The organism is Bradyrhizobium japonicum USDA 6 (genome assembly GCF_000284375.1).
In the GTDB taxonomy this organism is placed as follows: Bacteria; Pseudomonadota; Alphaproteobacteria; order Rhizobiales; family Xanthobacteraceae; genus Bradyrhizobium; species Bradyrhizobium japonicum.
On the sequence record NC_017249.1, the window covers coordinates 6,779,560 to 6,805,473 of the forward strand.

Annotated in this window: 23 protein-coding genes and 1 pseudogene; 10 read left to right on the top strand and 14 right to left on the bottom strand. The window is 64.6% G+C overall.

Annotation, left to right across the window (positions count from 1 at the left end):
• Positions 1-3: 3 nt before the first annotated feature.
• Both fdhD and BJ6T_RS31900 read left to right on the top strand, forming a co-directional pair.
• Positions 4-831 carry a formate dehydrogenase accessory sulfurtransferase FdhD gene (gene fdhD / locus BJ6T_RS31895; RefSeq protein WP_014496688.1) on the top strand — a complete coding sequence of 276 codons (828 nt, stop codon included), beginning with the start codon at positions 4-6 and terminating at the stop codon, positions 829-831.
• Positions 821-1,054 carry a formate dehydrogenase subunit delta gene (locus BJ6T_RS31900; protein WP_014496689.1) on the top strand — a complete coding sequence of 78 codons (234 nt, stop codon included), beginning with the start codon at positions 821-823 and terminating at the stop codon, positions 1,052-1,054. Before fdhD ends, BJ6T_RS31900 begins: the two co-directional genes overlap by 11 nt.
• Here the strand turns inward: BJ6T_RS31900 and BJ6T_RS31905 are convergent.
• Together BJ6T_RS31905 and BJ6T_RS31910 are read right to left on the bottom strand one after the other, a co-directional pair.
• Positions 1,011-3,998: a bifunctional [glutamine synthetase] adenylyltransferase/[glutamine synthetase]-adenylyl-L-tyrosine phosphorylase gene (locus BJ6T_RS31905; protein WP_014496690.1), complete on the bottom strand. Its 2,988-nt coding sequence runs from the start codon at positions 3,996-3,998 to the stop codon at positions 1,011-1,013. The two genes, BJ6T_RS31900 and BJ6T_RS31905, sit on opposite strands and share 44 nt — an antisense overlap.
• Positions 3,995-5,449, bottom strand: a complete 1,455-nt coding sequence (locus tag BJ6T_RS31910) for a sensor histidine kinase (protein ID WP_014496691.1) — start codon at positions 5,447-5,449, stop codon at positions 3,995-3,997. The genes BJ6T_RS31905 and BJ6T_RS31910 overlap by 4 nt, the downstream gene beginning before the upstream one ends.
• A 999-nt stretch (positions 5,450-6,448) precedes the next feature.
• Between BJ6T_RS31910 and BJ6T_RS44025 the strand changes: the two are divergent.
• The 3 genes and pseudogenes from BJ6T_RS44025 to BJ6T_RS31925 form a co-directional block, all read left to right on the top strand.
• Positions 6,449-6,742: pseudogene (locus tag BJ6T_RS44025) on the top strand (NAD-dependent epimerase/dehydratase family protein); the annotation flags it as partial.
• A gap of 183 nt (positions 6,743-6,925) precedes the next feature.
• Positions 6,926-9,466, top strand: coding sequence for an arylsulfatase (locus tag BJ6T_RS31920; RefSeq protein ID WP_014496693.1), 2,541 nt, complete (start codon positions 6,926-6,928; stop codon positions 9,464-9,466).
• Positions 9,463-9,813: a hypothetical protein gene (locus tag BJ6T_RS31925; RefSeq protein ID WP_014496694.1), complete on the top strand. Its 351-nt coding sequence runs from the start codon at positions 9,463-9,465 to the stop codon at positions 9,811-9,813. The genes BJ6T_RS31920 and BJ6T_RS31925 overlap by 4 nt, the downstream gene beginning before the upstream one ends.
• 72 nt (positions 9,814-9,885) lie before the next feature.
• On the opposite strand, the gene BJ6T_RS31930 is transcribed toward BJ6T_RS31925, so the two are convergent.
• The 12 genes from BJ6T_RS31930 to BJ6T_RS47570 form a co-directional block, all read right to left on the bottom strand.
• A complete protein-coding gene (locus tag BJ6T_RS31930) occupies positions 9,886-10,566 on the bottom strand; it encodes a response regulator transcription factor (RefSeq protein WP_038931645.1) in 681 nt (226 codons plus the stop codon).
• A 273-nt stretch (positions 10,567-10,839) separates the two neighbouring features.
• Positions 10,840-12,423 carry a Do family serine endopeptidase gene (locus tag BJ6T_RS31935; protein WP_014496696.1) on the bottom strand — a complete coding sequence of 528 codons (1,584 nt, stop codon included), beginning with the start codon at positions 12,421-12,423 and terminating at the stop codon, positions 10,840-10,842.
• 218 nt (positions 12,424-12,641) lie between these two features.
• Positions 12,642-13,985, bottom strand: a complete 1,344-nt coding sequence (locus BJ6T_RS31940; RefSeq protein ID WP_014496697.1) for a methyl-accepting chemotaxis protein — start codon at positions 13,983-13,985, stop codon at positions 12,642-12,644.
• A 128-nt stretch (positions 13,986-14,113) separates the two neighbouring features.
• Positions 14,114-14,596, bottom strand: coding sequence for a cytochrome c-type biogenesis protein (locus BJ6T_RS31945; RefSeq protein WP_014496698.1), 483 nt, complete (start codon positions 14,594-14,596; stop codon positions 14,114-14,116).
• Positions 14,597-14,600: 4 nt separating this feature from the next.
• Positions 14,601-16,580, bottom strand: coding sequence for a heme lyase CcmF/NrfE family subunit (locus BJ6T_RS31950; protein WP_014496699.1), 1,980 nt, complete (start codon positions 16,578-16,580; stop codon positions 14,601-14,603).
• Positions 16,577-17,086 (bottom strand): cytochrome c maturation protein CcmE, encoded by a 510-nt coding sequence (ccmE, locus tag BJ6T_RS31955; protein ID WP_028169602.1) that lies wholly within the window; start codon positions 17,084-17,086, stop codon positions 16,577-16,579. The genes BJ6T_RS31950 and ccmE overlap by 4 nt, the downstream gene beginning before the upstream one ends.
• A gap of 37 nt (positions 17,087-17,123) precedes the next feature.
• The gene (gene ccmI, locus BJ6T_RS31960) at positions 17,124-18,233 is read right to left on the bottom strand and encodes a c-type cytochrome biogenesis protein CcmI (protein WP_014496701.1); all 1,110 of its coding nucleotides are present in this window, start codon (positions 18,231-18,233) and stop codon (positions 17,124-17,126) included.
• 132 nt (positions 18,234-18,365) lie between these two features.
• The gene (locus BJ6T_RS31965; RefSeq protein WP_014496702.1) at positions 18,366-18,635 is read right to left on the bottom strand and encodes a hypothetical protein; all 270 of its coding nucleotides are present in this window, start codon (positions 18,633-18,635) and stop codon (positions 18,366-18,368) included.
• Between the two features lie 98 nt (positions 18,636-18,733).
• Positions 18,734-20,137 carry a hypothetical protein gene (locus BJ6T_RS31970; RefSeq protein ID WP_014496703.1) on the bottom strand — a complete coding sequence of 468 codons (1,404 nt, stop codon included), beginning with the start codon at positions 20,135-20,137 and terminating at the stop codon, positions 18,734-18,736.
• A gap of 160 nt (positions 20,138-20,297) precedes the next feature.
• The gene (locus BJ6T_RS31975; RefSeq protein ID WP_014496704.1) at positions 20,298-21,674 is read right to left on the bottom strand and encodes an ATP-binding protein; all 1,377 of its coding nucleotides are present in this window, start codon (positions 21,672-21,674) and stop codon (positions 20,298-20,300) included.
• A gap of 92 nt (positions 21,675-21,766) precedes the next feature.
• Entirely contained in the window at positions 21,767-22,441 is a 675-nt protein-coding gene (locus tag BJ6T_RS31980) for a response regulator transcription factor (protein WP_014496705.1), read from the bottom strand.
• A gap of 231 nt (positions 22,442-22,672) precedes the next feature.
• Entirely contained in the window at positions 22,673-22,828 is a 156-nt protein-coding gene (locus tag BJ6T_RS47570; protein ID WP_014496706.1) for a hypothetical protein, read from the bottom strand.
• 235 nt (positions 22,829-23,063) lie between these two features.
• On the opposite strand from BJ6T_RS47570, the gene ku reads away from it, so the two are divergent.
• The 5 genes from ku (at position 23,064) to BJ6T_RS32005 (ending at position 25,876) form a co-directional block, all read left to right on the top strand.
• Positions 23,064-24,050 (top strand): non-homologous end joining protein Ku, encoded by a 987-nt coding sequence (gene ku, locus BJ6T_RS31985; RefSeq protein ID WP_014496707.1) that lies wholly within the window; start codon positions 23,064-23,066, stop codon positions 24,048-24,050.
• A gap of 60 nt (positions 24,051-24,110) precedes the next feature.
• On the top strand, positions 24,111-24,347 hold the full coding sequence (locus BJ6T_RS31990) for a hypothetical protein (RefSeq protein WP_014496708.1): 237 nt from the start codon (positions 24,111-24,113) through the stop codon (positions 24,345-24,347).
• Positions 24,348-24,496: 149 nt separating this feature from the next.
• Positions 24,497-24,724 (top strand): hypothetical protein, encoded by a 228-nt coding sequence (locus BJ6T_RS31995; RefSeq protein ID WP_014496709.1) that lies wholly within the window; start codon positions 24,497-24,499, stop codon positions 24,722-24,724.
• A gap of 216 nt (positions 24,725-24,940) precedes the next feature.
• Positions 24,941-25,105: a Flp family type IVb pilin gene (locus BJ6T_RS32000; protein ID WP_014496710.1), complete on the top strand. Its 165-nt coding sequence runs from the start codon at positions 24,941-24,943 to the stop codon at positions 25,103-25,105.
• A gap of 336 nt (positions 25,106-25,441) precedes the next feature.
• Positions 25,442-25,876 carry a hypothetical protein gene (locus tag BJ6T_RS32005; protein WP_014496711.1) on the top strand — a complete coding sequence of 145 codons (435 nt, stop codon included), beginning with the start codon at positions 25,442-25,444 and terminating at the stop codon, positions 25,874-25,876.
• Positions 25,877-25,914 lie beyond the last annotated feature (38 nt).

Here is a 25,914-nt window from a genome sequence, read left to right on the forward strand (position 1 = left end):
ACCATGCACGTGCCGGTCCAGGCCATCGACCGCGAGATCTGGCGCGACGGTGTCGCGTCCGAAGGCGCGCGCCTGATCCCGGAGGAGACGCCGCTGGCGCTGACCTATAATGGCGGCACCTATGCCGTCATGATGGGGACGCCGCAGAACCTCGAGGATTTTGCGGTCGGCTTCAGCCTGGACGAAGGCATCATCAAGTCGGTCGACGACGTCAAGTCGCTCGAGGTGGTCCGCCTCGACGACGGCATCGAGCTGCGCATGTGGCTGGCGTCGGAAGATGCCGCGCGCATCAGCGAGCGGCGGCGACACATCGCCGGCCCGACCGGCTGCGGCATTTGCGGCATCGATTCGATTGCCGAGGCCGTGCGGCCTGCGGCCGTCGTCCCGCAGGGACAGACGTTCACGCCCGAGCAGATCATGACGGCGATGCAGGCCATCGCGCCGCTGCAATCGATCAATTTGCAAACCCGCGCCGTTCACGCTGCTGCATTCTGGTCGCCTGCCGGCGGCATCATCGCGCTGCGCGAGGACGTCGGCCGCCACAACGCGCTCGACAAGCTGGCCGGTTCACTGGCACGCAGCCGCACCGGTGCGAGCGGTGGCATGGTGCTGCTGACCAGCCGCGTCTCGGTCGAGATGGTGCAGAAGACCGCCGCGATCGGCGCGCCGGTGATGGTCGCCGTCTCCGCCCCGACCGCGCTCGCGGTGCGCACGGCGGAAGCCGCCGGCATCACATTGATCGCCATTGCCCGCCAGGACGGGTTCGAGGTGTTTTCGCATGGCGGCCGGGTTGTCGCCCGCCATGCCACGGAGGTTGCCGATGTCGCCTGACCGCTTGATCTACATGGCCAACCAGATCGGCACGTTCTTCCGCAGCCAGGGCCACGACAAGGCCGTGCCGGGGATCGCCGACCACATCAAGAAGTTCTGGGATCCCCGGATGAAGCGGGCGATCTTCGCCCATCTCGACGCGGGCGGCGCAGGCCTGGAGCCGAACGTGCGCGAGGCGCTCACCTCGCTGAAGCAGACGACGTCCCTTCCAGCAGCGCCGTAAATACGCGCCTCACCTCGCTCTGCGTTTCCTTCACGCGTGCCTCCAGCGACGAGAAGTCGGGCGCATCGCCGGCGCGCGCCATCACGCGCTGAAGGTCGGTGCCGGCGGTCTCCGGCTTGAAGCGGTCGCTGACGCAGAGCCGCAGAATCTGCGTCAGGTCGTGATAGAGCCGCGCCGCCGCGCGCAGGATCTCCGCCTCCGATTGCGGGAGCGCGCCGAGCTTGGCGGCGTTGTCCAGAACCTGAAGGGTGCTGACGTCGAGAATTTCAGGCTTGTCGTGGGCGTGCACGAGCTGGAGATATTGCGCGATGAAGTCGATATCGACCATGCCGCCGGCGGCGTATTTGAGATCCCAATGGTCGCTCTCGCCCTTCTCCTGCGCGATGGCGCGCCGCATGTCGGCGACGTCGTTGGCAATGGTCGCCCGATCGCGGCGGCGGGTCAGGACATCGCGGATGATGCGCTCGATCCGCTCACGGAACTGATCCGAGGCCGACACCACGCGGGCGCGGGTCAGGGCCATGTGCTCCCAGGTCCAGGCCTCGTTCGCCTGGTAGTCCGCGAATGAGACGAGGCTCGATGCCACCGGACCGGCGCGTCCCGACGGGCGCAGCCGCATGTCGATCTCGTACAGCACGCCGTAATTGGTGCGTGTGGTGAAGGCGCTGATCAGGCGCTGGGTGAAGCGCGCGAAATAGTGGGCGCCCTGAAGCGATTTTGGCCCGTCGGAGTCCGGATTGTCGCTGTCGAAATCGTACAGCAGGATGAGGTCGAGATCGGACGATGCCGTCATCTCGCGGCTGCCGAGCCGGCCCATCGCGATGATCGCGGTCTCCTGATCCTTGATACGTCCGTGTTGGGCGGCGAAGCGTTCGGCGACAAGATCGTGCACGGTGTGGACGATGCCTTCGGCGACATCGGCGAAAGCCGTGCTGGCCTGCTGCGCCGAGACAGTACCGGAGAGAATGCGCGTGCCGATCAGGAACAGGCTCTCCTGCCCGAACAGGCGGAGACGGTCGAGAAATTCCTCATAGGAGTCGGCGTCGCGCACCGTCGCGGCCAATCGCGCCGACAATTCCTGCTTGTCCGGCATCGCGCCGAAGAATCTGGGATCGATCAGGCCGTCCATGAGCTGCGGCTTCCGCGCCAGCATCTCGCCGAGCCGCGGTGCCGCGCCGAGCACCAGCGCCACGAGCGCGACGAGATCGCGGTTCTGGCCGAGCAGCGTGATCAGCCGGCCGCCAAGCTGGAGTGCCTGGAGGAACTGATCGAACGCCACGACGGCGCGATCCGGCTCCTCGGCCCGCGCGAGGCCGTCGATCAGGGCCGGCACGAACTCGACGAAAGCGCTTCGCGTCTGGTCGTTGCGGAACACGCGGTAGTCGCCGGTGATCCAGTCGCGTATGGTCTGCGCGAGTGCGGCCGGCTTCTTGAAGCCGAGCGTCGTCAAATATTGCAGCAGGCGCGGATCGTCAGGACCTGCACCGTAGTCGAGCGCCGGCAGCTTTGCCGTGCCGGTCGGGTCATCGCCCTCGAACAGTTTTTCGTAGTGTCCCTGCACGATCTGGAGCTGCCGCAACAGGTCGCGCGCAAAGGCTTCGCGATCCGGATAGCCGAAGAAGCGCGCAAAGCGCTCGACCGCCTCCTTGTCTTCCGGCAGCGCATGGGTCTGCTCGTCGGCGATCATCTGGAGGCGGTGCTCGACGCGGCGCAGGAATTCATAGGCGATGGTCAGCTCGTCACGCGCGGCAATGGTGATCCAGTTGCTGGAGGCGAGAATATCGAGCGCGGCGAGCGTCGGCCGCACCCGCAACTCCGGATGGCGACCGCCGGCGATCAGCTGCTGCGTTTGCGCGAAAAATTCGATCTCGCGAATGCCGCCGCGGCCGACCTTGACGTTGTGCCCCTCGACCGCGATCTCGCTCTGGCCGCGATAGGTCTGCATCTGCCGCTTCATGTCGTGGACGTCCGCAAGCGCGGCGAAGTCGAGATGCTTGCGCCAGACGAAGGGCGCGATTTCGGCGAGCAGCGCCTCTCCCGCTTTGGGATCGCCGGCGCAGGCACGCGCCTTGATCATCGCGGCACGCTCCCAGGTGCGCCCTTCCCGCTCGTAATAGTTCAGCGCGGCGTCTCGCGAAATCGCCACTTGCGTCGAGGACGGATCGGGACGCAGACGCAGGTCGACGCGGAAGACATAGCCGTCATAGGTACGCTGCTGGAGAATGCGCGCGATGCCCTGCGTCACCCGCACGAAGAACGGCTGTGGCTCGATGTCGGGCGCGAGCGTCGTGGCATCGGGATCGAAGAACACGATGAGGTCGATGTCGCTGGAATAGTTCAGCTCGCCCGCCCCCATCTTGCCCATCGCGAGCACGATCAGGCCGCAGCCCTCTTCCGGAGCTTCGGGATTGGACGGCAGGATCTTTCCACGTGCGGCTTCCTGCCGCAGCTGGTACTGGAGCGCAGCCTGCACCGAGGATACCGCGACATCGGTCAGCGCCGCCGTCACCCGCATCACCGGCCAGACGCCGCCAATATCGCACAGCGCGGTGAGAAGCGCCGCTTCGGCCTTCATCCTGCGAAGCCGCCGCATCACCTCGGCTTCGTCGGTCGCCGCGAGGACCGCGTCCCTCGCCTCCGCGATGAGCGCGGCCAGATGCGCGTCCGGATCGCATTCGAGCAGCCGGATCAGGCGCGGCGCGTCGGCGCGCACGAGATCAAACAGATAGGGCGAGAATTCGGCGATGCCGGCCAAAATATCCCGCGTGAAGGGATGGACCAGCAGGACAGCGAGACGGGCTGATTGAACCGGCTCAAGCTCGGCCAGCCAGTTTTCAAGACGTCGTTCATCAATTGTGGAAGCGGCAATATGGGGAGCCTCCGCGAAACGCGCGGCCAGGCCCTCTCCATGCTTGTCCGCGTTTCCCGGCGCGGAGTGGTTCATGCCACCTTCTGTGGCACATCCTGCATTGGCGGAGCAACCCTGTCGCCGGCACGCGCCGGGAGCACCAGCGTGGCGACGAGGCCGGGCTGGGCATCACCCAGCCGCAATTCTCCACCATGCAATGTCGCAACCGCGGCGGCAAGGCTGAGACCGAGGCCGGAGCCCGGCAGCGTGCGGCTGGCTTCAAGCCGCACGAATCGCTCGACGACATGCTTGCGGTCGGCTTCGGGGATACCAGGGCCGCGATCGGTAACGCTGAGCAGCACCTGGTCGCCCTCGCGCTTCGCCTCGATCATGATCTGCCTAGAGTCCATGCTGACCACGGTTCCGCTGGTCTGCGCGACCGGCTTGCCGTATTTGATCGCGTTCTCGACCAGGTTGGCGAGCGTCTGGCTGACCAATTCGCGGTTGGCGTGAACCGGCGTCGGCTCGGCCTTGACCTTCAAGGTCATGCCGTCGTCTTCGGCCAGCGGCTCGTAGAGCTCGTGGATGCCATTAGCGACATCGGCGGCGTCGAAATCATCCATGTTGCCACGCGCCTGGCCGGACTCGGCGCGCGCGATCATCAAGAGCGCGTTAAAGGTGCGGATCAGGCCATCGGATTCCTCGATGGTCCGTTCCAGCGCGGCGCGGTAATCGCCCTCGCCGCCCGATTTCGCCAGCGCCTCCTCCGCGCGGTTGCGCAGGCGCGTCAGCGGCGTCTTGAGGTCGTGGGCGATGTTGTCGGAGACTTCCTTCAGCCCCGCCATCAGCGCCTCGATCCGCTCCAGCATCGCATTGAGGTTTTCGGCGAGGCGATCGAGCTCGTCGCCGCTGCGCCCGACCGGCAGGCGCTCGCTGAGGTCGCCGGTCATGATGCGCTGGGCCGTGCCGGTCATCGCGTCGATGCGGGTGAGCACGCGGCGCGCGACGAAAATGCCACCGCCGAGGCCGAGCACCACCACGATCAGGACCGACCATTGAGCCGCCTTGGCGACGATACCGAACAGCCTTCGCCGCTCGGCGAGATCGCGGCCGATCAGGAGCCGGAAGCCGTTTTCCAGTTCAGTGACGCGCACCAGGGCGCGGTGATCGCGGTCATCGGCATCCTCGATGCGGCGGTAGGCGGTCTCCGACCAGCCGCGCGTCGCCATCACGCCCGGAGCCAGCGAGCCGACATTGCCGGCGATCGCCTGCCCCGTCGGCGTGGTCACGAGGTAGAGGTTGGCGCCCGGACGCAGCGCGCGATACTCGATCGTTCGCACGAGGCCAACCAAGCCGCGGCGATCATAGATCACGTTGATCTCCGAGGTCTCGGCGTTCACCGTCTGGGTGATTTCCTCGGTGATCAGCCGCCGCGTATTCCAGGCGAAATAGCCGAGCAGCGAGGCGGCGAAGATCGCGAACAGGAACAGGTAGACCAGCGTGAGCCGGAATGCCGTGGTGCGGACGAGTTTACCGAATGCCGTCACGGATCAGGTACCCAATCAGAGCGCTGCGCGTGCTATCACCGGTCATCGCAACTTCTCATATTCCATTTTGTTTCAAATAGTTACCGCATTTTATGCCGCTTGGTTCCCGGCCATCTCTGGCGAAAAAGCGGCAAGTTGGCGCGGCTCTCTTCCCAGGCATCTGGTCAGCGGAACGGGAACGTTAAAGTGGCACTCAATTCGAACCAAGTTAAATCCCCGCAAGCTGGCGTTCATGCGGACGGCGGGGCCACCTGGTCGTGGGCGGGAGCGGCGATCGGGTGCGGCCTCACCAATGCGATCGCGGAAGCCTATATCGACGACCAGTTCGGCGCAAAATACCAGACGGTCACCCGCGCAGGCGCCTGGCTGCAGGACCGGATCAACGAGCTGAAGTCGAAGGCGGCGGCAGCCGATCGCGCCGTCCTGGAGTTCAAGGAAAAGAACAACATTGTCGACCTCGGCGGACCGAACGTATCGGCCGGCAGCGCCAGCCGGCTCATCGGCGAACAACAGCTGTTCGAACTGAACAGCCAGCTCGCCGCCGCGCGCGGCGCCACCAGCGAGGCCAAGGCCCGGCGCGACCGGATCGAGCAAGTCCGGAAAATGGACGTCAGCGAGGGCGCCGTCGCGGATATCCTGAAAAACGAGGTCATTCCGCGGCTTCGCAATCAGTACGTCGACCTGCCTGCGCGAGAGGCCAACATCTCGACGAGATATGGTGCGGATCATACGGCCGCGATCAACCTGCGCGACCAGATGGAGGAGACGCGCCGAAACATCCGCGGGGAGCTCGGACGGATCGCTGGCAGCTACAAGAGCGATTACGAGATCGCCAAGACGCGCGAAGAGAGTTTGGAGCGGTCGCTGGCCAGCCTGGTATCCGAAGGGCAGCTCACCAACCGCGATCGGCTTGGATTGGCCGAGCTCGAAAGCTCAGCCAAGGTATATCACACGCTCTACGACACTTTCCTGCAGCGTTATATGGAGGCGATACAGCAGCAGGCCTATCGCAGCCAGTATGGCAGCGACTTCATCAGCGTGACGCCGACCAATCTGTACGGGCCCGGCGATAATTATCACCCCGAGCTGAGCCACGTCGTCGCCGCCCTGATCCGCCGCTTCCACGAGGCGAAGGTTTCGGGAGCAAAGAGCGTCATCGTGTGGGGCACCGGCACGCCGCGGCGCGAGTTCCTCTATGTCGATGACATGGCGGATGCCTGCGTGCACCTGATGAAGACCTATTCGAGCGCGGAGCTTGTCAACATCGGCACCGGCGAGGACATCACCATCGCCAGCGCGCTGCACAGGCCCATCAGGGATACCATTGAAGCAGATTTGTGCTGTTGCGTCCGCATTCCGGCGGGATGGTATCGGCATCTCTGGCCCGACCCAACCGGCACATTTGACCTAAATCAAGCAGGTATCGGTTAGCGGTGACAGCCTCAATCCGCCAAATGGACTGCGGGAGGTCGGAATATGAAAATCCGTTGCCTCACCCTTGCGACCACAGCAAGTGTTCTCGCCCTCGGTTGCATCTCCGCGTCGGCTCAGCAGGTCACGGGCACCCCAGGCTCGCCTGCAGCCACGACTACAATTGACGGCAAGCTGCTTCCGCCGCCGCCTCCAGAATTTGGAGGGGTCATCAACGAGAGAGCGTCGGAGTCGAAGGCGTGGTGGGCACCGCGTGTCGTACCGCCGAAGGGCGCGCCCAATGTGTTGCTCATCATGACCGACGACCAAGGCTTCGGAGCGCCGAGCACCTTCGGCGGCGTTATCCCCACGCCCGCGATGGATCGTATCGCTGCGCAGGGCCTGCGCTACACCAATTTTCATTCCACCTCGCTGTGCTCACCGACGCGGGCGGCGCTCATCACCGGCCGCAATCATCATTCGGTCGGCTTCGGAGTCGTCGGCGAAATATCGACGGGATTCCCAGGTTACGACTCGATCATTCCGATCGAGAAGGGCACCATCGGCACCACCCTGAAGGCGAACGGGTACGCCACCTCGTGGTTCGGCAAGAACCATAACACGCCCTCATATCAATCGAGCCAGGCGGGGCCATTCAATCAATGGCCCAATGGCATGGGCTTCGAGTATTTCTATGGTTTTGTGGGCGGCGATGCCAGTCAGTGGCAGCCAAATCTGTTCCGCAACACCACAGCGATTTATCCATTCCAGGACAATCCAAGCTGGAACCTCACGACCGCGATGGCCGACGAAGCCATCCAGCACGTGAAGCAGCTCAAGGAGATCGCGCCCGACAAGCCGTTCTTCGTTTATTACGTGCCCGGCGGCACGCACGCGCCGCACCATCCGACGCCGGATTGGATCAAGAAGATCAGCGACATGCACCTGTTCGACCAAGGCTGGAACAAGCTGCGGGAGACGATCTTCGCCAACCAGAAGCGGTTGGGCATCATGCCCGACCACGCCAGGCTGACGCCATGGCCGAAGGAATTGCCGCAATGGGATTCCATCGGCGAGTTGGAGAAGAAGCTCTTCATCAAGCAGGCAGATGTCTATGGCGCCTACCTTGCCTATACCGACCATGAGATCGGCCGCGTCATTCAAGCCGTCGAAGACCTCGGAGAGCTCAACAACACGTTGATCATCTACATCGGCGGCGACAACGGCGCGAGTGCCGAAGGAATGATCAACGGTACGCCCAACGAGTTCACGACCTTCAATGGCGTCCCGGTGCCGGTGAAGGCTCAGTACCTCTGGTACCCGTTCTGGGGCTCGGACAAGACTTTCCCGCATTTTGCCGCGCCCTGGGCGTGGGCGATGGACACGCCATTCAAGTGGGTCAAGCAGGTGCCGTCGCATTTTGGCGGGACCGCCCAAGGCGTCGCCATGTCCTGGCCCGGCCATATCAGCGATGTGGGAGGTATCCGTCGCCAATTCCATCACGTCATCGATATTGCTCCGACCATCCTCGAAGCAACCGGCATTTCGCAACCTGACACGATCGACGGTATCAAGCAGAGCCCCATGGAAGGGGTGAGTATGGCGTACACATGGGACAAGGCGAACGCCAATGCCGAGACGGCCCACACGACCCAATATTTCGAGATGCTCGGTAATCGCGCCATCTATCACGATGGCTGGGTTGCGGCGACGACGCCGATCACGCTTCCATGGGAGCTAAGCAGCGCGCCCCCGCCAGATGTGATCACGGGATACAAGTGGGAGCTCTACAACGTCCGGGAAGACCTCACCCAGTTCGATGATCTGGCCGCCAAGATGCCGGAGAAGGTCAAGGAGTTGCAAGCCGTCTTCGATGTCGAGGCGAAGAAGTACAACGTGCTGCCGCTCGATAACACGACGCTCGCGCGTTGGAATACGCCGCGCCCAAGCCTGACGGCCGGGCAGACCGTATTCACCTATTCGGGCGAACTGACCGGTGTGCCGGCTAGCGCCGCGCCGAGCATCCTCAACAAGTCCTATACCATCACGGCCGACGTCGAGATTCCCAAAGGCGGCGCTGAAGGGATGATCGTCACCGAAGGCGGACGTTTCGGCGGCTACGGGCTGCTTCTGAGCAAGGGTGTGGCGGGCCTTCGGCGGGGTAAGCCCGTGTTCCTCTACAACCTGCTCAACCTCAAGCGCACGATCTGGTCGGGACCGGAGTTGAGCGTGGGCAAGCACACCATCGTCTTCGACTTCAAGTCGGATGGGCCCGGGTTGGGCAAGGGCGGTACAGGCGTACTTTCAGTGGATGCCAAGGAAGTAGACCGGAAATCCATAGAACACGGTACGCCGATCACGTTCCCGGAGGACGAGACCTTCGACGTCGGCCAGGACACCCGCACCGGGGTCGCGATGCTCGAGTATCGCTACGATCCTCCGTTCAAGTTCACGGGCAAGATCAACAAGCTGACGTTCAAGCTCGGACCTGAGTTGAAGAACCCGGCGCAAGCCAAGGCAGAACTTGGACCTATGCCAGCGCCGGAGCCGGATCCCATTGAAGAGTCGAAGTCTCAAAAGCCATCCGCGAACATTGGGAAGAAATGAAAGGCGCATTGGCGTTCGCCGCCATCAGCGAAGCTGCAACGGGATTGGCGCTGTTGATCGCGCCGTCGCTGGTTGGCCAGTTGTTGCTGGGCGAGCAGCTTTCCGGTGTCGCAACGCCGGTCGCGCGTGTCGCGGGCATTGCGCTGATTGCCTTGGGGATCGCCTGTTGGCCAGGGTGGCCGACACTCCCGGGCATGTTGATCTACAGCGGAGCCGTCACCCTATATTTGGCCTACCTCGGTTTCGCAGGTGGCTTGAGCGGCGTCCTTCTGTGGCCGGCGGTCGTCCTTCATCTCATACTGACAGTGCTCTCGATGCGCGGCGGTCCGCAAAGCCGCGACCTCTGAATTTTTCATCGACCCGGAAGCTTCAAAATTCTTCCGGCTCAGTGCCTTGCGTATTGAAGAGCATCCAAAGCTTTAACGGATCCCATCCCGGATCATGTACCCGGCGCCGCGGATCGTGTGCAGCAGCGGCCGCTCAAAACCCTTGTCGATCTTGGAGCGCAGCCGCGAAATGTGCACGTCGATCACGTTGGTCTGCGGATCGAAATGGTAGTCCCAGACGTTCTCCAGCAGCATGGTGCGGGTCACCACCTGGCCGGCATGCTTCATGAGGTATTCGAGCAGGCGGAATTCGCGCGGCTGGAGCGTCAGCTCGTCCTTGCCGCGGGCGACGCGATGGGACAGCCGGTCAAGCTCGAGATCGCCGACGCGGTAGAGCGTGTCCTCGGCCGGACCGCCGCGGCGCCGCGACAGCACCTCGACCCGGGCCAGCAGCTCGGCAAAGGAATAAGGCTTCGGCAGATAGTCGTCGCCGCCGGCGCGCAGGCCCTTGATGCGGTCGTCGACCTGCCCGAGCGCGGAGAGAATCAGCACCGGCGTCGAGTCGTCCTTGTCGCGTAGCGCACCGATCAGCGACAGGCCGTCGCGCTTGGGCAGCATGCGGTCGACCACCAGCACGTCGTAATCGCCGTTATCGGCCATGGCGAGGCCCTCCTCGCCGTCGGCGGCGTGGTCGGCAATGTGTCCGACTTCGCGAAACGCCTTCACGAGATAGTCGGCGGATTCGCGGTCGTCTTCGATGATGAGGAGGCGCATCGTGCGTTCGGCGGCGGTCAAGGGGGTCAACCTTCTCTGAACATGGCGCGAGCGGCAATCGCATGCAAGCCAAGCGAACGGGACTTGGGTAGGCAAAAAGGCGGGCGGTGAAGCTGGGGGGACCTCACCGCCCTAGGCCTTCCGACGGAGGGGGCGTAATTCCACCGGAAGGTAGGCTGGGGGAGCGGGCCTTGCGCTGCTCCCCCGAAGGGCGTCGGCGGCGGGGGCGACTGATGCCGAAGACACCCCTCATCTCGTAGACCTCCTGACGGCTTAGCCCTTGGCGATGGGCACGGCGACGAAGCGCGACTGCCCGCCGCTCTTCACGCGCATCAGGACGCTGTTCTTGTTGTCGGTCCGCGCCGTGTTGATGGCGTCGCGGACTTCGCCGGCGGTGCTCACGCTCTTGCCGCCGACTTCGAGAATGACGTCGCCTTCCTTGAAGCCGCGTTCGGCCGCGGCGCTCTTCGGATCGACTTCGGTGACCACGACACCTTCCTTGCCGGCTCCCGCCACGGAGTCGGCGGGCGCGACGGTCATGCCGAGCTTGGGCACATCGGTGCCGCGGCTCGCACCCTTGCCGCTATCCTTGCCGGTGTCGGCCTTGGCCTCGATCGTGTTCGGCAGCTGGCCGAGGGTGAGGTTCACGACCTTGTCCTGGCCCTTGTGCAGCACGTTGAGCTTCACGGTCGCGCCGGGCGCCATGCCGCCGATGGTGCGGGCAAGCTCGCGGGCGTCCTTGACGGATTCGCCGTTGACCGAGGTGATCACGTCACCGGACTCGATGCCGGCCTTCGCCGCCGGACCGTTCGCCTGCGGCTCCGCCACCAGCGCGCCTTCAGCCTTCTTCATGCCGAGGCTGTCGGCGATATCGGACGTCACCGGCTGGATCTGAACGCCGATCCAGCCGCGGCTGACCGAACCCTTGTCCTTGAGCTGGGCCACCACGCTCTTCACGGTGCTCGCGGGAATCGAGAACGCGATGCCGACGCTGCCGCCGGAGGGCGAGTAGATCGCGGTGTTGACGCCCATCACCTCGCCGTTGGTGTCGAAAGCGGGACCACCCGAATTGCCCTTGTTCACGGGCGCATCGATCTGGATGAAATCGTCATAGGGGCCGTTGCCGATGTCGCGGCCGCTGGCCGAGACGATACCGGCGGTCACGGTTCCGCCGAGGCCGAAGGGATTGCCGACCGCGAGCACCCAGTCGCCGATCCGCGGCTTGGCGTCAGCGAGCTTCGCGAACGGGAAGTTCGAGCCGCCCTCGACCTTGATCAGAGCGAGGTCGGTGCGCTGGTCGGTGCCGATCACCTTGGCGGTATAGGTCTTGCCGTCGTCGGTCGTGACCTCGACCTTGTCGGCCCCGTCGACCACGTGGTTGTTGGTCACGGCAAAACCGTCAGCCGAGATGAAGAAGCCGGAGCCCTGGCCCTGCACGACGCGGCCGCGACCGCCACCACCCTTCTGGCCCGGGAAACCATCCGGACCGCCGAAGCGGCGGAAGAAGCGCTCCATCGGCGAGCCCGGCTGGAACGGCGAGGAGGAATCATCGCCATCGTCGTTGCTCGCGGTCTTCTCTTTGATATTGACCTTCACCGAGATCACCGACGGTTTCACGCGCTCGACGATGTCGGCGAACCCGATCGGACGCTCAACCTTCCGGACCTCGTTGTTGACCTGCGCATGCGCCGGGCTGGAGAACAGATCGCTCGGCGAGGTCGACGGGCTGAAGCCGTGGACGGCAATCCCGAGGCCGGCGACGACCGAGGCCATCAGCGCGATCCTCCGCGCGGAGAAAACCGACCGGCGGGGCTGCCGGTAGGACGGAAGGTTCGTGAGGTCGGGACGGTCGGTCATGCAGGAATCTCCAAGGCCTTGAATTCTTTTGGTGCCGGATGGCAGCACGTTACGAACCTGAAGATGGGGGCTCCCGCCTTACCGTGCGCTGGCGACGGGGTTAAACTTTTGTAATGAAGGGTCGCGCCGTTGCGGCAGTTTATCGCACGCCGAAAGTGTGGCTCTACAGGAACTTAATCGAGTTCCCCTGACGAGCGCAGGGCACGCCTTTGGCGAGGTCAGCTCGCCCTGACGCTGACGATGAATTCGTCGACTTCACGCTTCAGGGTTTCGGCCTGCTGCGACAGATCGACGGCGGAATCGCGCGCTTCGGCCGCCATGCGGCCGGTCTCCGCCGACGTCGAGGTGATCTGGACGATGTGGTTGGAGACGTCCAGAGTTCCATGCGCGGCATCCTGCGCGCTGCGGGTGATGTCCTGCGTGGCGTTGCGCTGCTGGGCGGTGTCGACCTCGATGCCCGACATGATCGACGAGATCTCCGACAGCGTCTTCGAGATGCCGTCGATCGCGCCGCGCGTCTCCGCGGTGATGCCCTGGATGCTGGCGACGTGCGAGGTGATCTCCTCCGTCGCCTTGCTGGTCTGGTGCGCGAGGCTCTTCACTTCGGAGGCAACCACGGCAAAGCCCTTGCCGGCGTCCCCTGCCCGCGCCGCCTCGATGGTGGCGTTGAGCGCCAGCAGGTTGGTCTGCGAGGCGATCGCCTGCACGAGTTGCACAACCTCGCCGATCTTGTCGGCGGCATCCGACAGCGTGTGGATGGTGTCGCGGCTCTTCTCGGCCTGCGTCGCCGCGCCTTCGGCACGCTGCGTCGCGTCGGTGACGCGCCGGCTGATCGTACCGATCGAGTTCGTCATCTCCTCGGCCGAGCCCGCGACGATCTGCACGCTGGCGCTGGCCTGGTTCGCCGCGCTCGCGACCGCATTGGCCTTGGAGCTGGTGTCGTTGGCCGTCCGTGACAGCGTTTCGGCATTGCTCTTCAGGTGCACGGCCGAGGACGCCACGCTGTCGACCACACTGGCAACGAGATCGTTGAAGCGCTTGATCCGGGCGTCCAGGAAATTCGACCGCTCGGCCTGATGCTGCGCTTCGTGCAATTGCTGCTCGGTGAGGCGCCGCCGCTCCAGGCCGTTGGTCTTGAAAACCTCTAGTGCACCGGCGAGCAGGCCGATTTCGTTGGTGCCGCCGAGGCCCGGAACAGGCGTCTCGAATTTCTGATCGGCGACCTCGCGCATGGCGTGCACAATTGCCGCCAGCGGATTGAGGATGCCGTTGCGCACGGCAAACCAGGTGGTGAGGCAGATCGCAACGGCGACCACCGCGATCACGCCGCAAGCGATCAGAAAATAGGAGAATGCCAGCTGCGCCTGCTGGTAGATCAGCATTGCATGCTCGCGCGCGGGGCCGCTCAGCGCGGCGAAATCCGACGACAGGCCGGTGATCTCGTTGTTGAGGTAGAGCACCGCGACAAAGCCGGTGCCGCCGCCGATGCCCAGCAGGAACAATAATGCAGCGACGACGGCGCCGACCAGGAAGCGGATCGTCAGATTGCTGTTCGTGAACATCGGCTGAGGACTCAAAAATCTGGAATCGAATTTCGCGACAAGCTTCCAGACAAAGGTCAACAGAGCATGAAACAGGCTGCGGCAGACGGCCTACGTATCATTACGTAGGCCAGGACGACTTGAAGTCGCTAAGACGACTTCGTCTCGTCCGACATCAAGGCGGCGAGCCGCGCCTCTTCCTCGGGCGTGAGCGGCGGAGCTGGCAGGTCTGCACCGCTTCGCGCGCGCCGGCGGATTTGCAGCCAGAGCGCCAGGCCGCCGCTGATCAGCAGCAGCGGCGCGAGCAGCCACAACAGCACGGTCTGCCGCTCGAAGCGCGGCTTGAGCAGCACGAATTCGCCATAGCGCGCGACGAGGAAGTCGAGCACCTGCGAATTGCTGTCGCCGGCCGCGATCCGCTCGCGCACCAGCAGCCGCAAATCGCGCGCCAGCGGTGCGTCGGAATCATCGATCGACTGGTTCTGGCAGACCATGCAGCGCAGCTCGCGCGACAGGTCGCGCGCGCGCGCCTCCTTCGCGGGATCCGACATGATCTCGTCGGGCTGCACGGCGTGGGCGGCGGGCAAAGCCAGCAGCATGAGCGCAACGATCGTGACCATCATCCGCCGCATCGGATCACTCCGCCGGCTGAAGGCGCTGCTTGGCCCGCGCCGGCTTCGGTGCGCCGACCCGCAGGCGCCGGTCGGACAGCGACAGCATGCCGCCGAAGGCCATGAGCACCGGTCCCCACCAGATCAGCAGCACCAGCGGCTTGTGATAGATGCGCACCGCAATGGCGCCATCGGCAGTCGCGTCGCCGAGAGAAACGTAGAGTTGGCTCGCGCCGCGCGTCAGCAATGCGGCCTCGGTGGTCGAGGACCCGCGCGTCGTGAAGTTGCGCTTGGACGGCGTCATGACGCTGATCTTCTCGCCGTCGCGGCTGACGTTGAACTCGGCGATCATCTCGCGGAAGTTCGGCCCCTGACGCTGGGCCAGGCCGTCGAGCTTGAGATCATAGCCGGCGACGTGTGCCACGTCGTTCTGCTTCATGGTCGCGATATATTCGCTGTTCCAGGTGGTCTCGCAGACGATCCCGATCAGCGCGACGCCGAGGCCCGCATGGGCAAACGCCGCCCCCCAGGCCGAACGCGGCAGGCCGCGGGCCCGGTGCAGCGTCGTTGCGAACGGCAGGCGAAACAAGCCTGTCCGTTCGGACAGATCGGTCACGGCACCGGCGATGACGAAGACTCCGAGCCCAATTGCCAATGGCGCCAGCGCACTGCCACCACGGGTCCAGGCCCAGACGATGGCGATCACAACGAGCGCGGCAACGCCAGCCGCGAGCAGCCGCTGGGTGACGCCGAGCAGATCGCCGCGCTTCCACGCCAGCATCGGCCCGAACGGCACCACCAGCAGCAGCAGCGCGAACAGCGGAACGAAAGTGAGATTGTAGAAGGGCGCGCCGACCGACATCTTGAAGTCGAGCGCCTCCATCGCCAGCGGATAGAGCGTGCCGAACAGCACGACCGCGCAGGCGACGCTGAGCAGCAGATTGTTCAACACCAGCGCGCCCTCGCGCGAGATCGGCGCGAACAGGCCGCCTTGCTTCAAGGAGGTGGCACGACCCGCAAACAGCGAGAGGCTGCCGCCGATGAACAGGCAGAGGATCAGCAGAATGAACACGCCGCGCGTGGGATCGGTGGCGAAGGCGTGCACGGAGGTGATGACGCCGGAGCGCACCAGGAAGGTGCCGAGCAGCGACAGCGAGAAGGTCAGGATCGACAGCAGGATGGTCCAGACCTTCAGCGCGTTGCGCTTCTCCATCACCAGCGCTGAATGCAGCAGCGCCGTGCCGGCGAGCCACGGCATCAGCGAGGCGTTCTCGACCGGATCCCAGAACCACCAGCCGCCCCAGCCGAGCTCGTAATAGGCCCAGTACGAGCCCATCGCGATGCCGAGCGTCAGGAAGATCCAGGCCACCAGCGTCCACGGCCGCACCCAGCGCGCCCACGCCGCATCGATCCGCCCCTCCATCAGCGCCGCGATGGCGAAGGAGAACGAGATCGAGAAGCCGACATAGCCGAGATAGAGCATCGGCGGATGCACGGCGAGGCCGATGTCCTGGAGCACTGGATTGAGATCGCGTCCCTCGATCGGTGGATTGGCGATGCGCAGGAACGGGTTCGATGTCACCAGGATGAAGAGGTAGAAGGCGCTCGCGATCCAGGCCTGCACGGCCAGCACATGCGCGCGCAGCGACAGCGGCAGATTGTTGCCGAAGGCGGCGACCATTCCGCCGAACAGCGCCAGGATCGAGACCCACAACAGCATCGAGCCTTCATGGTTCCCCCACACGCCGGTGATCTTGTAGATCAGCGGCTTCATCGAATGGGAGTTCTCGTAGACGTTGGCGACGGAGAAATCCGAGTTCACGTGCAGCATCACGAGGGCGATGAACGACGCACCGACGAACAGCAGCTGCGCCAGCGCGGCGGAGCGCGCCACGTTCATCAGCGCGGCATCGCGCAAGCGTGCGCCGATCAGCGGCACGATGGACTGGATCAGCGCCAGGCCAAGGGCCAGCACCAGCGCGTAGTGTCCGGATTCCGCGATCAACGCACTGCTCCCTGCGGGTTGCCCTGCGCGGTCGTCGCCGCGGGCCTGACGCTATCAGAAGCTTTGGCGCCGTAATCGTCCTTCCAATGCCCCTGCTTCTTCAGGGCATCGGCGACTTCCTTGGGCATGTAGGTCTCGTCGTGCTTGGCGAGCACGGTGTCGGCCTTGAATACGCCGTTGGCGTCGAGCGCGCCTTCGGCGACCACGCCCTGCCCTTCACGGAACAGGTCGGGCAGGATGCCCTTGTAGGCGACCGGCAGCTTGGCGCCGCCATCGGCAACCTCGAAGGTCACGGCGAGATTGTCACCGCGCTGGAGCGAGCCGGGCTGCACCAGGCCGCCGAGACGAAACCGCTTGCCGGGCTCGACGTGCTTTTCGGCGACCATCGTCGGCGTCGAGAAGAACACGATGGAGTCGCGCAGAGCGTTGAGCACAAGCGCGGCCGCAAGCGCGAGCACTGCGAGGGAGCCGCCGATGATGGTCATACGTCGCTGCTTGCGCGTCATGGCGTATCCGTTCTCCGCTCGCCTCGTCCCGACATCGTCATCCGTCGAGCCCGAGAGTCTTGAGGCCTTCGTTGAGCTGGCGCAGCCGCGCGGCGTCGTTGGCGACCGCCTGTCGGGCGTCGGTCGAAGCGCCCATTGCCCTGTCACGATCGCCCATCACGAGATAGGCGCGCACCAGGCGCAGCCACCCCTCGACATCATCGCCGTTCTGCTTCAGCCGGGTGGCCAGGCGTTCGACCATGCCGCGCACCATCGCGTTGCGATCGCCCTCGTTCATGTCCTTGGAGGCTGCGACCGTCTCGTCCGACAGCGCCGGCATCGTAGCGCCACCGCCGCCGACCCGCGCGAGCGAAGTCTGCACCAGAGGACGCCATGGCGCATCCGCCGGCGCTTTCGCCAGCAGTGCGCGCCAGATGTTGGCGGCATCGTCCTTGCGGCCATCCTGCTCGGCGGCGAGCCCGAGGAAATAGTTCGCCTTGGGATCGTCCGCGTTCAGGCCACGCGCGCGCTCGAATTCGGTCTTGGCCTCGGCGGTCACCACGCCGCCGGCAGCAGCCGCGATCGCCTCGCCGAGATCGGCCCGGCGCTCCGAACTCTCACCATTGTAGGTGAGCGAGTTGCGATAGGCTCGCACCGCATCGTCGAAGCGGCCGAGCCGCACCAGCACCGGCGCGAGCACGTTCCAGCCACGCCCGTCGGTCGGATTCTTTTCCAGATGCTGCTCGACCTGCACGACGAGATTCTCGAGCGCCATGCCGGACCCGGCCCCGCGCTCCCGCTGCGCCAGGGGAAAGTCCTGAAGCCTGGGCGAGCCGAGCGGCATGTAGACGCCGATCGCAATGAGCGGCAGGCCGGCAAGCGCCAGCACAGCCGCCGCGCGGCGCCATTTGAGGCTCGATGTCGGTTCCGATGCGGGCTCGCTCCCGGCCGCGGCAAGCAGCCTGCGGCTGATCTCGACACGTGCGGCCTCGGCTTCCGGTGCGGCGATCAGTCCTGCGGCGAGATCACGCTCGATCTCGGCCAGCTGGTCCTTGTAGACCGCGACCTCGCTCCCCTGACTTTGCGCGCGTCCGCCGCGCCCGAGCGGAAGAAGCACGGCGAAGATCGCCGCGACCGTCATCAGCGCGAACACGAACCATAGCGTCATCTGGCAAGCTTCCGGCGGCGCGCAAACCGCGCCCATAGGTGGCTTTACACCACGGCCGGACGATGCGGCAATTGACAATTGTCAATTTGGCGCGACCGCACACAGTCCCCGAAACTGTGAAAATCCAACGGCTTAACGGATCTCGAAGTCCGCGCTTTGAGCGGCGTCCTCGCCGTGCCCGTTGAAGGCCCTCAGGAAGTATGTTCCCGGCTCGATTGCTTCAGGCAATTTGATGCGCAACGCCCCGACGGGAACGGGCGATGCAACCCTGGTGACGGTCTCAGGCAGTTGCCGGCCGCTTGCCTTCTCGATCAGCACCACCTTCGCGCCAACCATCAGCCTCTGATACTTGACAACGATGACGCGGTTTTCAATTTCGATGGAGCTGATAAGGGGTTTCATGCGCCCACAGATAGAAATTCCAAAAATTTGCACGGCGACCGTAGGGCCCGCCACCGGCACCGTCAACCACAAATTGTGATCACAAAAAATGCGCTTGATCAGCTTGCCCGCGACGATTTGCGCTCGCCCGTGGCCGCGTTCTCCGCGGCGCGGCTCATCAGCGACGCGTAATCATCGCCGAACAGCACCTGGCAGAAGCGGATCGCGGCCCGCACCTGCTGCTGCCGATAGGTGCGGACCTTATGATCGGCCGCGCGCAGCGACTGCACCAATTGTTCCGTCGAGCGTTCGACATATTGCTGGAGATCGGAATAGGTGCGCAGCGTCACTTCGTTGATCGCAAGTTCGCTCGCATAGTTGCGGCAGGTCGCGACGAAATCGATCAGCGCCGCGGTTTCCTCGACCTCGGTGCTGTCGATCCGCGCCCCCGGCGGAATGTCCTTCTCGGCCCGCTGGCGCAGGATGCGGCGAACCCGGCCGGGAACGCTGTCGATCTCCGATTGCAGCGCATTGGAGATGTCGGCCCGGATCGAGGTCAGCTGCTTGCCCCAGACGGAATCATTGCGCAGATCGAGCTCCGTGCGAAGACCGCGCACACCGTCATGCAGCGCCTTGAGATTATCGGCGACGTTCTCGAAATGGCCGCGCTTGATGTCCATGCGCAGGATCGAGGCAACGCAGGACAAATCATGCAGCGCGATCGTGACGGCCACGCCGTAGGGCGTCGCTGCAACGCGGATCTCGTCGTCGGACGCGGCAATCTTGATGGCGAGGCGGATGATCTGCCACGGCGCGGTCATCCGCTGCACGACCATCGATAGCGCGAAGGGCAGCATCTGCGGCGTCTGGAGCGCGGGGATGTTGAGCGTGGACGTCACTGACGCGATCTGGGCTTCGCCGAAGGCACGCAGGAAGCGCGGCAGCTTCTCGTTCAGCGTGGCGATGGCTTCCCGGACCTGAAGCACCGCTCCGATCGAATAGAGGTCCTCGATCACGTTGGGCGGGCCGACGCGGGCGAGCGCGCGCGACTTGTCGCCGCCGCCAGGACCTGTCAGCCCGAAGATGGCATCCGCGGCCACCGCCTGGAGTTTCGAGGCGAGGGCTTCGACCTGCCCTGCACTGTCTGAAGCCGGCATGCGCGCCAGTGCCGCCTCGAATTCGTTGACCTTGTCGGGGGCGCCATCGCGGCCGAGCCATTGCCAGATCGGATGCAGCGAGGAGCGACGGATCTGGCCGACCCTGACAGGGGCACCCGTCTCGACCAGGAACGGTTCCAGCACCTGGAACAACAGCCGCGACAGATCGTCCGTGCGCGGCGGCGCAGCCTCGTCGACTTCGGTCTTGCGGACGATCTTGCGCAGCTGCTCGAGCACGAGGGTCGCCACCGCCGTGTCCTGGCCGCGCTCGAGCGCGCGCTCGAACTCCCGCATCAGCAGCGCCTGCGACTGCGGCGGGAGCTGCGCGAGGTATTCCCTCAGCCGCTCGATCGATGTCTGGCTCATGCGCCCGGGTAATGCACGATAAGATGGCAGACGTGGGATGCGTCCTGCGCGATCATAGATGGGCCCACTTAAGAAGCCGTTTAGGAAGTCGCTCCGAAATAGCTCCGGTTTGGTCCCGATCGGTGCCGGACCGGCCAAATAGTCGTGCCGGAACAAAGGATTATATTCCGGGGAGGACCAGCTCTGCCCGCAGGCCGCCGGTCGGGGCGCCGGCGAGCGAGAGGCTGCCGCCATAGAGCGCGGCGAGGTCGGTCACGATGGACAGGCCGAGCCCCGAGCCGGGCTTGGACTCGTCGAGCCGCTGGCCGCGCCGGGAGACCTGGGCGCGCTCGGCCTCCGACAGGCCGCGGCCATCGTCGTCGACGATGATCCGCAGGCGCGGGCCGGCGCCCGCCTGGTGCGGCGCTTCCACCAGAACCTCGATGAAGACCTGCGAGGCCGCCCATTTGCAGGCATTGTCGACGAGATTGCCGACCATCTCCTCCAGATCTTGCCGCTCGCCGCGAAATTTTGCGGACGGATCGGCCTTGGCCTCGACCAGGATGCCGCGATCGCGATGGATCTTCTCCATGGTCCGCCGAAGCGCCTCGATGGCGGGCGCGACCTCCGTCACGGTCGCCACCACCGAGACGCGTGCCGCGATGCGCGCGCGCTCCAGATGATGGGCGACCTGGTCGCGCATCACGTCCGCCTGCTCCATCACCTTGGCCGCGAACGGATCGGCGATGTGGGCGCCGGCCTCGTTCACGATGACAGAAAGCGGCGTCTTGATCGCATGGGCGAGGTTGCCGACATGGGTGCGCGCGCGCTCGACGATCTCGCGATTGGCATCGATCAGCGCGTTGGTCTCGCGCGCCAATGGCGCGATCTCGACCGGGAATTCACCTTCGAGCCGCTCCGCCCGGCCCGAGCGGATGTCGGCGATGGACTCGGAGATGCGCTTGAGCGGCGCGAGACCGAAGCGGACCTGGAACACCGTGGTCAGCAGCAGCACGATGCCGAGCGCGGTGAAGGTGCCGCCGAGATAGTAGTCGAAGCTCCGCGTCTCGTCGAAAATCTCGGTGTCGTCGCCGGCGACGCTGACCAGGTATTTGCCGTCCGCGCCGAGATCGACCGGCCGCTCCACCATGCGGAGATTCTGCCCCTCGGGCCCGTCGACATAGGCGAGGCGAATGCCGGCAGCGGTGAGCTCGGTGCCCTGCTCCTCCAGCTTCGGCAGCTTCTTGTCCCAGAGCGAGCGCGAGGAGCGCACCTCCGGCTTCTCGGTATCGGTCCGCGTGATCTGCCAGTACCAGCCCGACAGCGGCAGCTCGAACAGGGGCTCGCCGAGCGACTGGAATTGACGGTCCGGCGGCTCGTCGGGGGTCGCGACCTCGGCGATGAGGGTGCGCAGATAGAGATTGAGCCGGCGGTCGAAGGCGCGCTCGGTGGCGCTCTTGTAGACCGACGACAGCACCACGCCGGTGATGGCCAGGATCACCACGAGCCACGCCGTCGCCGACAGGAACAGGCGGTTGGCAAGCGAGCTAGCGGGCATCGGAAGTATCCCGGCAGGCGCAGGGTGGCGGGGCGTCGGACGTCATGGCCGGACCAAGGCCCCTGTTCGGCCTGCCGTCAAGTCCTGACGCCTCAAGCGCCGGGAGCAGGCGGCGGGGTCAGGAGATAGCCGAGGCCGCGGACGGTCTGGATGATGTCGACATCGAGCTTCTTGCGGATGCGGCCGACGAAGACCTCGATGGTGTTGGAGTCGCGGTCGAAGTCCTGGTCGTAGAGGTGTTCGACCAGCTCGGTGCGGGACACGACGCGCCCCGAATGGTGCATCAGATAGGCCAGAAGCCGATATTCGTGCGAGGTCATCTTGACGGGATTGCCGGAGACGCTGACCCGCCCGGTCCTGGTGTCGAGCGTGACGGGGCCGCAACTCAATTCGCTCTGGGCATGGCCGGTGGAGCGGCGCAGCAGCGCGCGGATGCGCGCCAGCACCTCCTCCAGATGGAACGGCTTCGGCACGTAATCGTCGGCGCCGGCATCGAACCCCTGGACCTTGTCGCTCCAGCGATCGCGGGCGGTGAGGATCAGGACCGGCATGGTGCGGCCGTTGCGGCGCCAGGCTTCCAGCACCGAGATGCCGTCCTTCTTGGGCAGGCCGATGTCGAGCACAACGGCATCGTAGGGCTCGTTGTCGCCGAGATAGTGCCCCTCCTCTCCGTCGAAGGCGCGGTCGACGACATAGCCGGCGTCCGTCAGCGCCTTGGTGAGCTGGCGATTGAGATCAGGGTCGTCCTCAACAACAAGCAGGCGCACGCTTCTCTCCAGACATAGGCCGCATGAACACCGCTACAGATGAGCAATTCCGGCGTGAACTGAATATGAACGCGGGGAACCGGCCGCGTTACTTTTTGGTCATATAGAGCTTCTCATGGGCCCACGCGACGGCGCCCGCCAAGCCACCGGACGAGTTGGCGGGCGTGGCGGGCGCAATGTGCCGCGTTGCGCGGCGAGTCGGAAGGTCCGAACCGTCCCCTCGATCGGCCGTCAGGTCCGGAAGAACACGAACCAGATGACGGCAAGGATCAGGATCGCGAGCCCGGTCGAGATGGCAAGCAGGGCGGCCACTGACGGCCCGGGCTCGCCCTGACGCGCCTCGGTGGCGGTTTCGACGATCTGATCGTGCTCTCGCGTGGTTGCCATAGTGCCCTCAATCTCTGGATGTCGGCCGCGGTGGTCGCGCCCCTCTCGTGGCCTGATGTCTGGAGCCAACGCGTGATTGGATATGATGTTCCGGCTTTTGCCGCTGCATCGGGCTGCAAACGCGCCTCAGGCGGCCGGTTAACGCAGTTGCAAGATTCCGCAATCCGTCTTGCTATGATTCGTTGTTCCCCGATGGTATCCTCGTCCTCTGTCCCCGTTGCGTTTGGAGTAGCCCATGGCCCCCCGCGCCAATTGGAAGGGTTTTCTGCGTCTGTCGCTCGTGACCTGCCCGGTCGCGCTGTATCCGGCCACTTCGGATACCGAGAAGGTTTCGTTCAACCAGATCAACCGCAAGACCGGCCACCGGATCAAGTACCTCAAGGTCGACGCCGAGACCGGCGACGAGGTGACCTCCGAGGACATCGTCAAGGGCTACAAGGTCGACACCGACACCTATATCGAGGTCACCAAGGACGAGCTCGACGACATCGCGCTGGACTCCACGCACACGATCGAGATCGACGAGTTCGTGCCGAAGACCGATATCGACAGCCGCTATTTGATCCGCCCCTACTATCTCGTGCCTGACGGCAAGGTCGGCCACGACGCCTTCGCGGTGATCCGCGAGACCATCCGCAGCATGGACAAGGTCGCGATCGGTCGCGTCGTGCTGACCAACCGCGAGCACATCATCGCGCTGGAGCCGCTCGAGAGCGGCCTGATGGGCACGCTACTGCGCTATCCCTACGAGGTCCGCAGCGAGAAGGAATATTTCGACGACATCCAGGACGTGAAGCTGACCAGGGACATGCTCGACCTCGCCAAGCACATCGTCGAGAAGAAATCCGGCGCGTTCGAGCCCGAACTGTTCGAGGACCACTACGAGACTGCGCTGATCGACCTCATCAACAAGAAGCGCAGCGGTGCACCGATCGCGGCGAAGGCGGCGCCGAAGACCGGAGGCAACGTCATCAACCTGATGGACGCGCTGAAGAAGAGCATCGCCAGCGAGAAGGACATGGCGCCCGCGGCCAAGGCCACCAAAGAGGCCGTCAGGGAGACCGTCAAGGGCAAGAAGCCGAAGAAGCGCGTCGAGGGCCAGCGCGAGATGCTGCTGCCGATCGCCGGCAAGGGCGGCAAGACAGCAGCAGCCAAGGAAGCGCCCCCCAAGAAGGCCGACAAGCCGGTGCGCGCGCCGGCACGGGCGAAGAAAGCCGGTTAGACGCAATCCGCGTCTGCAATCGCGCCGTGATGTCTCCCCTCGCCGATCGGCCGGCCTGACATGCCCTGGTCGACGACGTTCGACGATCCCGTTCGCGCAAGTCACAAGCGCAAGCTGCTGACGCTGCAAGACGCGGCGGACTACATCATGCAGCTGCCTGAGGACGCGCAGCACGAGGCGCACTGGCAGACCGCGATCGAGACCTTGATCAACGCAGCCGAGACAGGCGGCGGCTGGGTGATGTTCGCCCGCATCGCGATGTTGCGGGCGCTGAATGCGGACGGCCGCGGCCAATGAGCGCCTTGGCTGTCGTCCTTGGTTGTCATCTCTGGCGCGCATCCGTGCCGACCGTGACGAACAGGCTCAACAAACCGTTAATCGGCGCCCTCGTGTCCGGCACGACAGGGTATTCCTACGGGCGACAAAATTAACCGTTGGTTCCCCTTATGCGCAGCATGGTTCCGGCTCCGATCGAGCCAAGGTTCGCGTGCCCCGTGCAGCAGGACGTCAGAAAGAACTACATCAGCATCGTGAACGACGCGCCTGATCACGAGCAGGCGGCGAGCACGGCGCCGCGGCCGCAGCCTGGTACGATGAAGGACCTCGTCGGCCGTCTCGCGACCGTGCTGAAGCGCCGCCTCCCCGCCGCACCGGGCCCGACCATCACGCCCTGACAGACGCCGCGGCTTCCGCGTGTCCTTGCGGGGGGCGGTCGATTTGAATCCATTTGGATGGATCGATGGAACCTTAATTTAATGGATGCCATCGTATGTGACGGAGGCGCGGCCGCCCGGGCTTCATTCTTCCGTCGCGCAGAAAAATCTATTCGATCTATTACCAGTCCGAAAACGACGCTGCCACACATTGGATCGGATGAAGAGGAGTTGGCAATGACTTTGCTTAGGTCTTTCCTTGCCGATGAGACTGGCGCAACCGCCATCGAATACGGCCTGATTGCCGCCGGCATTGCGCTGGCGATCGTGACCGTCGTGAACAACACGGGCAGCCAGCTTCTCAACAACAAGTTCAACTCGATCAGCTCGTCGCTGAAGTAAGGGCCGCCTCGTAACGGCCGCCCTGGCCTGAGGCGACGTCCCTGCACGCGCCGACCTCGGCGCATGCTCCCTCCCCGATCTCATCATTGCGAGCGATAGCGAAGCAATCCAGAGTCCTCCCGCGGAGGAATTCTGGATTACCCCGCTGCGCTCGCAATAGCGCGTGGCCCGTAACGCACTCAAAATCGTGTCCCGGACGCTACGCAACGTCCTTCAAGCAACCACATCCTCGCGCTCCCGCGCTTTGACGGCCTTTTGAGTCCTGATAGTCTTCGGCCCGGCGTGGTTCGACGGGCCATGCTCAATCATTGGACCAGAGCGATTTGAAGGATGCGGATGAGAAGCGTGACGATCTTGGCTCTCAGCCTCATGTTTGTCGGCGCCTGGTCGCACGACGGCGCGAGAGGACAGACTTCGGTCGCACCGCCGGTCTCGCTTGCTCCGCCCAACGCATCGCCGCCGCGCGCGAACGCCAAGACTTCCAGAATTCCGCCGGCGACACCCGGCAGGGAGGTTTCGCCACCTGTGATCGGCGGGCCTCCGCCGATGCCTAATCCAGCCGCCGACTACGACGGCTTCAGCGTAGGCACCGTCGACGACAGTGACGCCTCAAGCCAGGTGACGCCGCCTGTGAGGTCACGCGCAGCAAAGGGCGCCAAGTCCAATTCCACGTCCAATCCCGATACAAATGGTCTCGGCGGCCAGTCATCGGTCGATCAGGAAGACGAGGCGCTGAAACGAAAGCTGACGATCTGCAAAAACTGCAAGTAGGGCGTTCGTAGACCGGATTGCGCTTCTGCCTTCGCTCT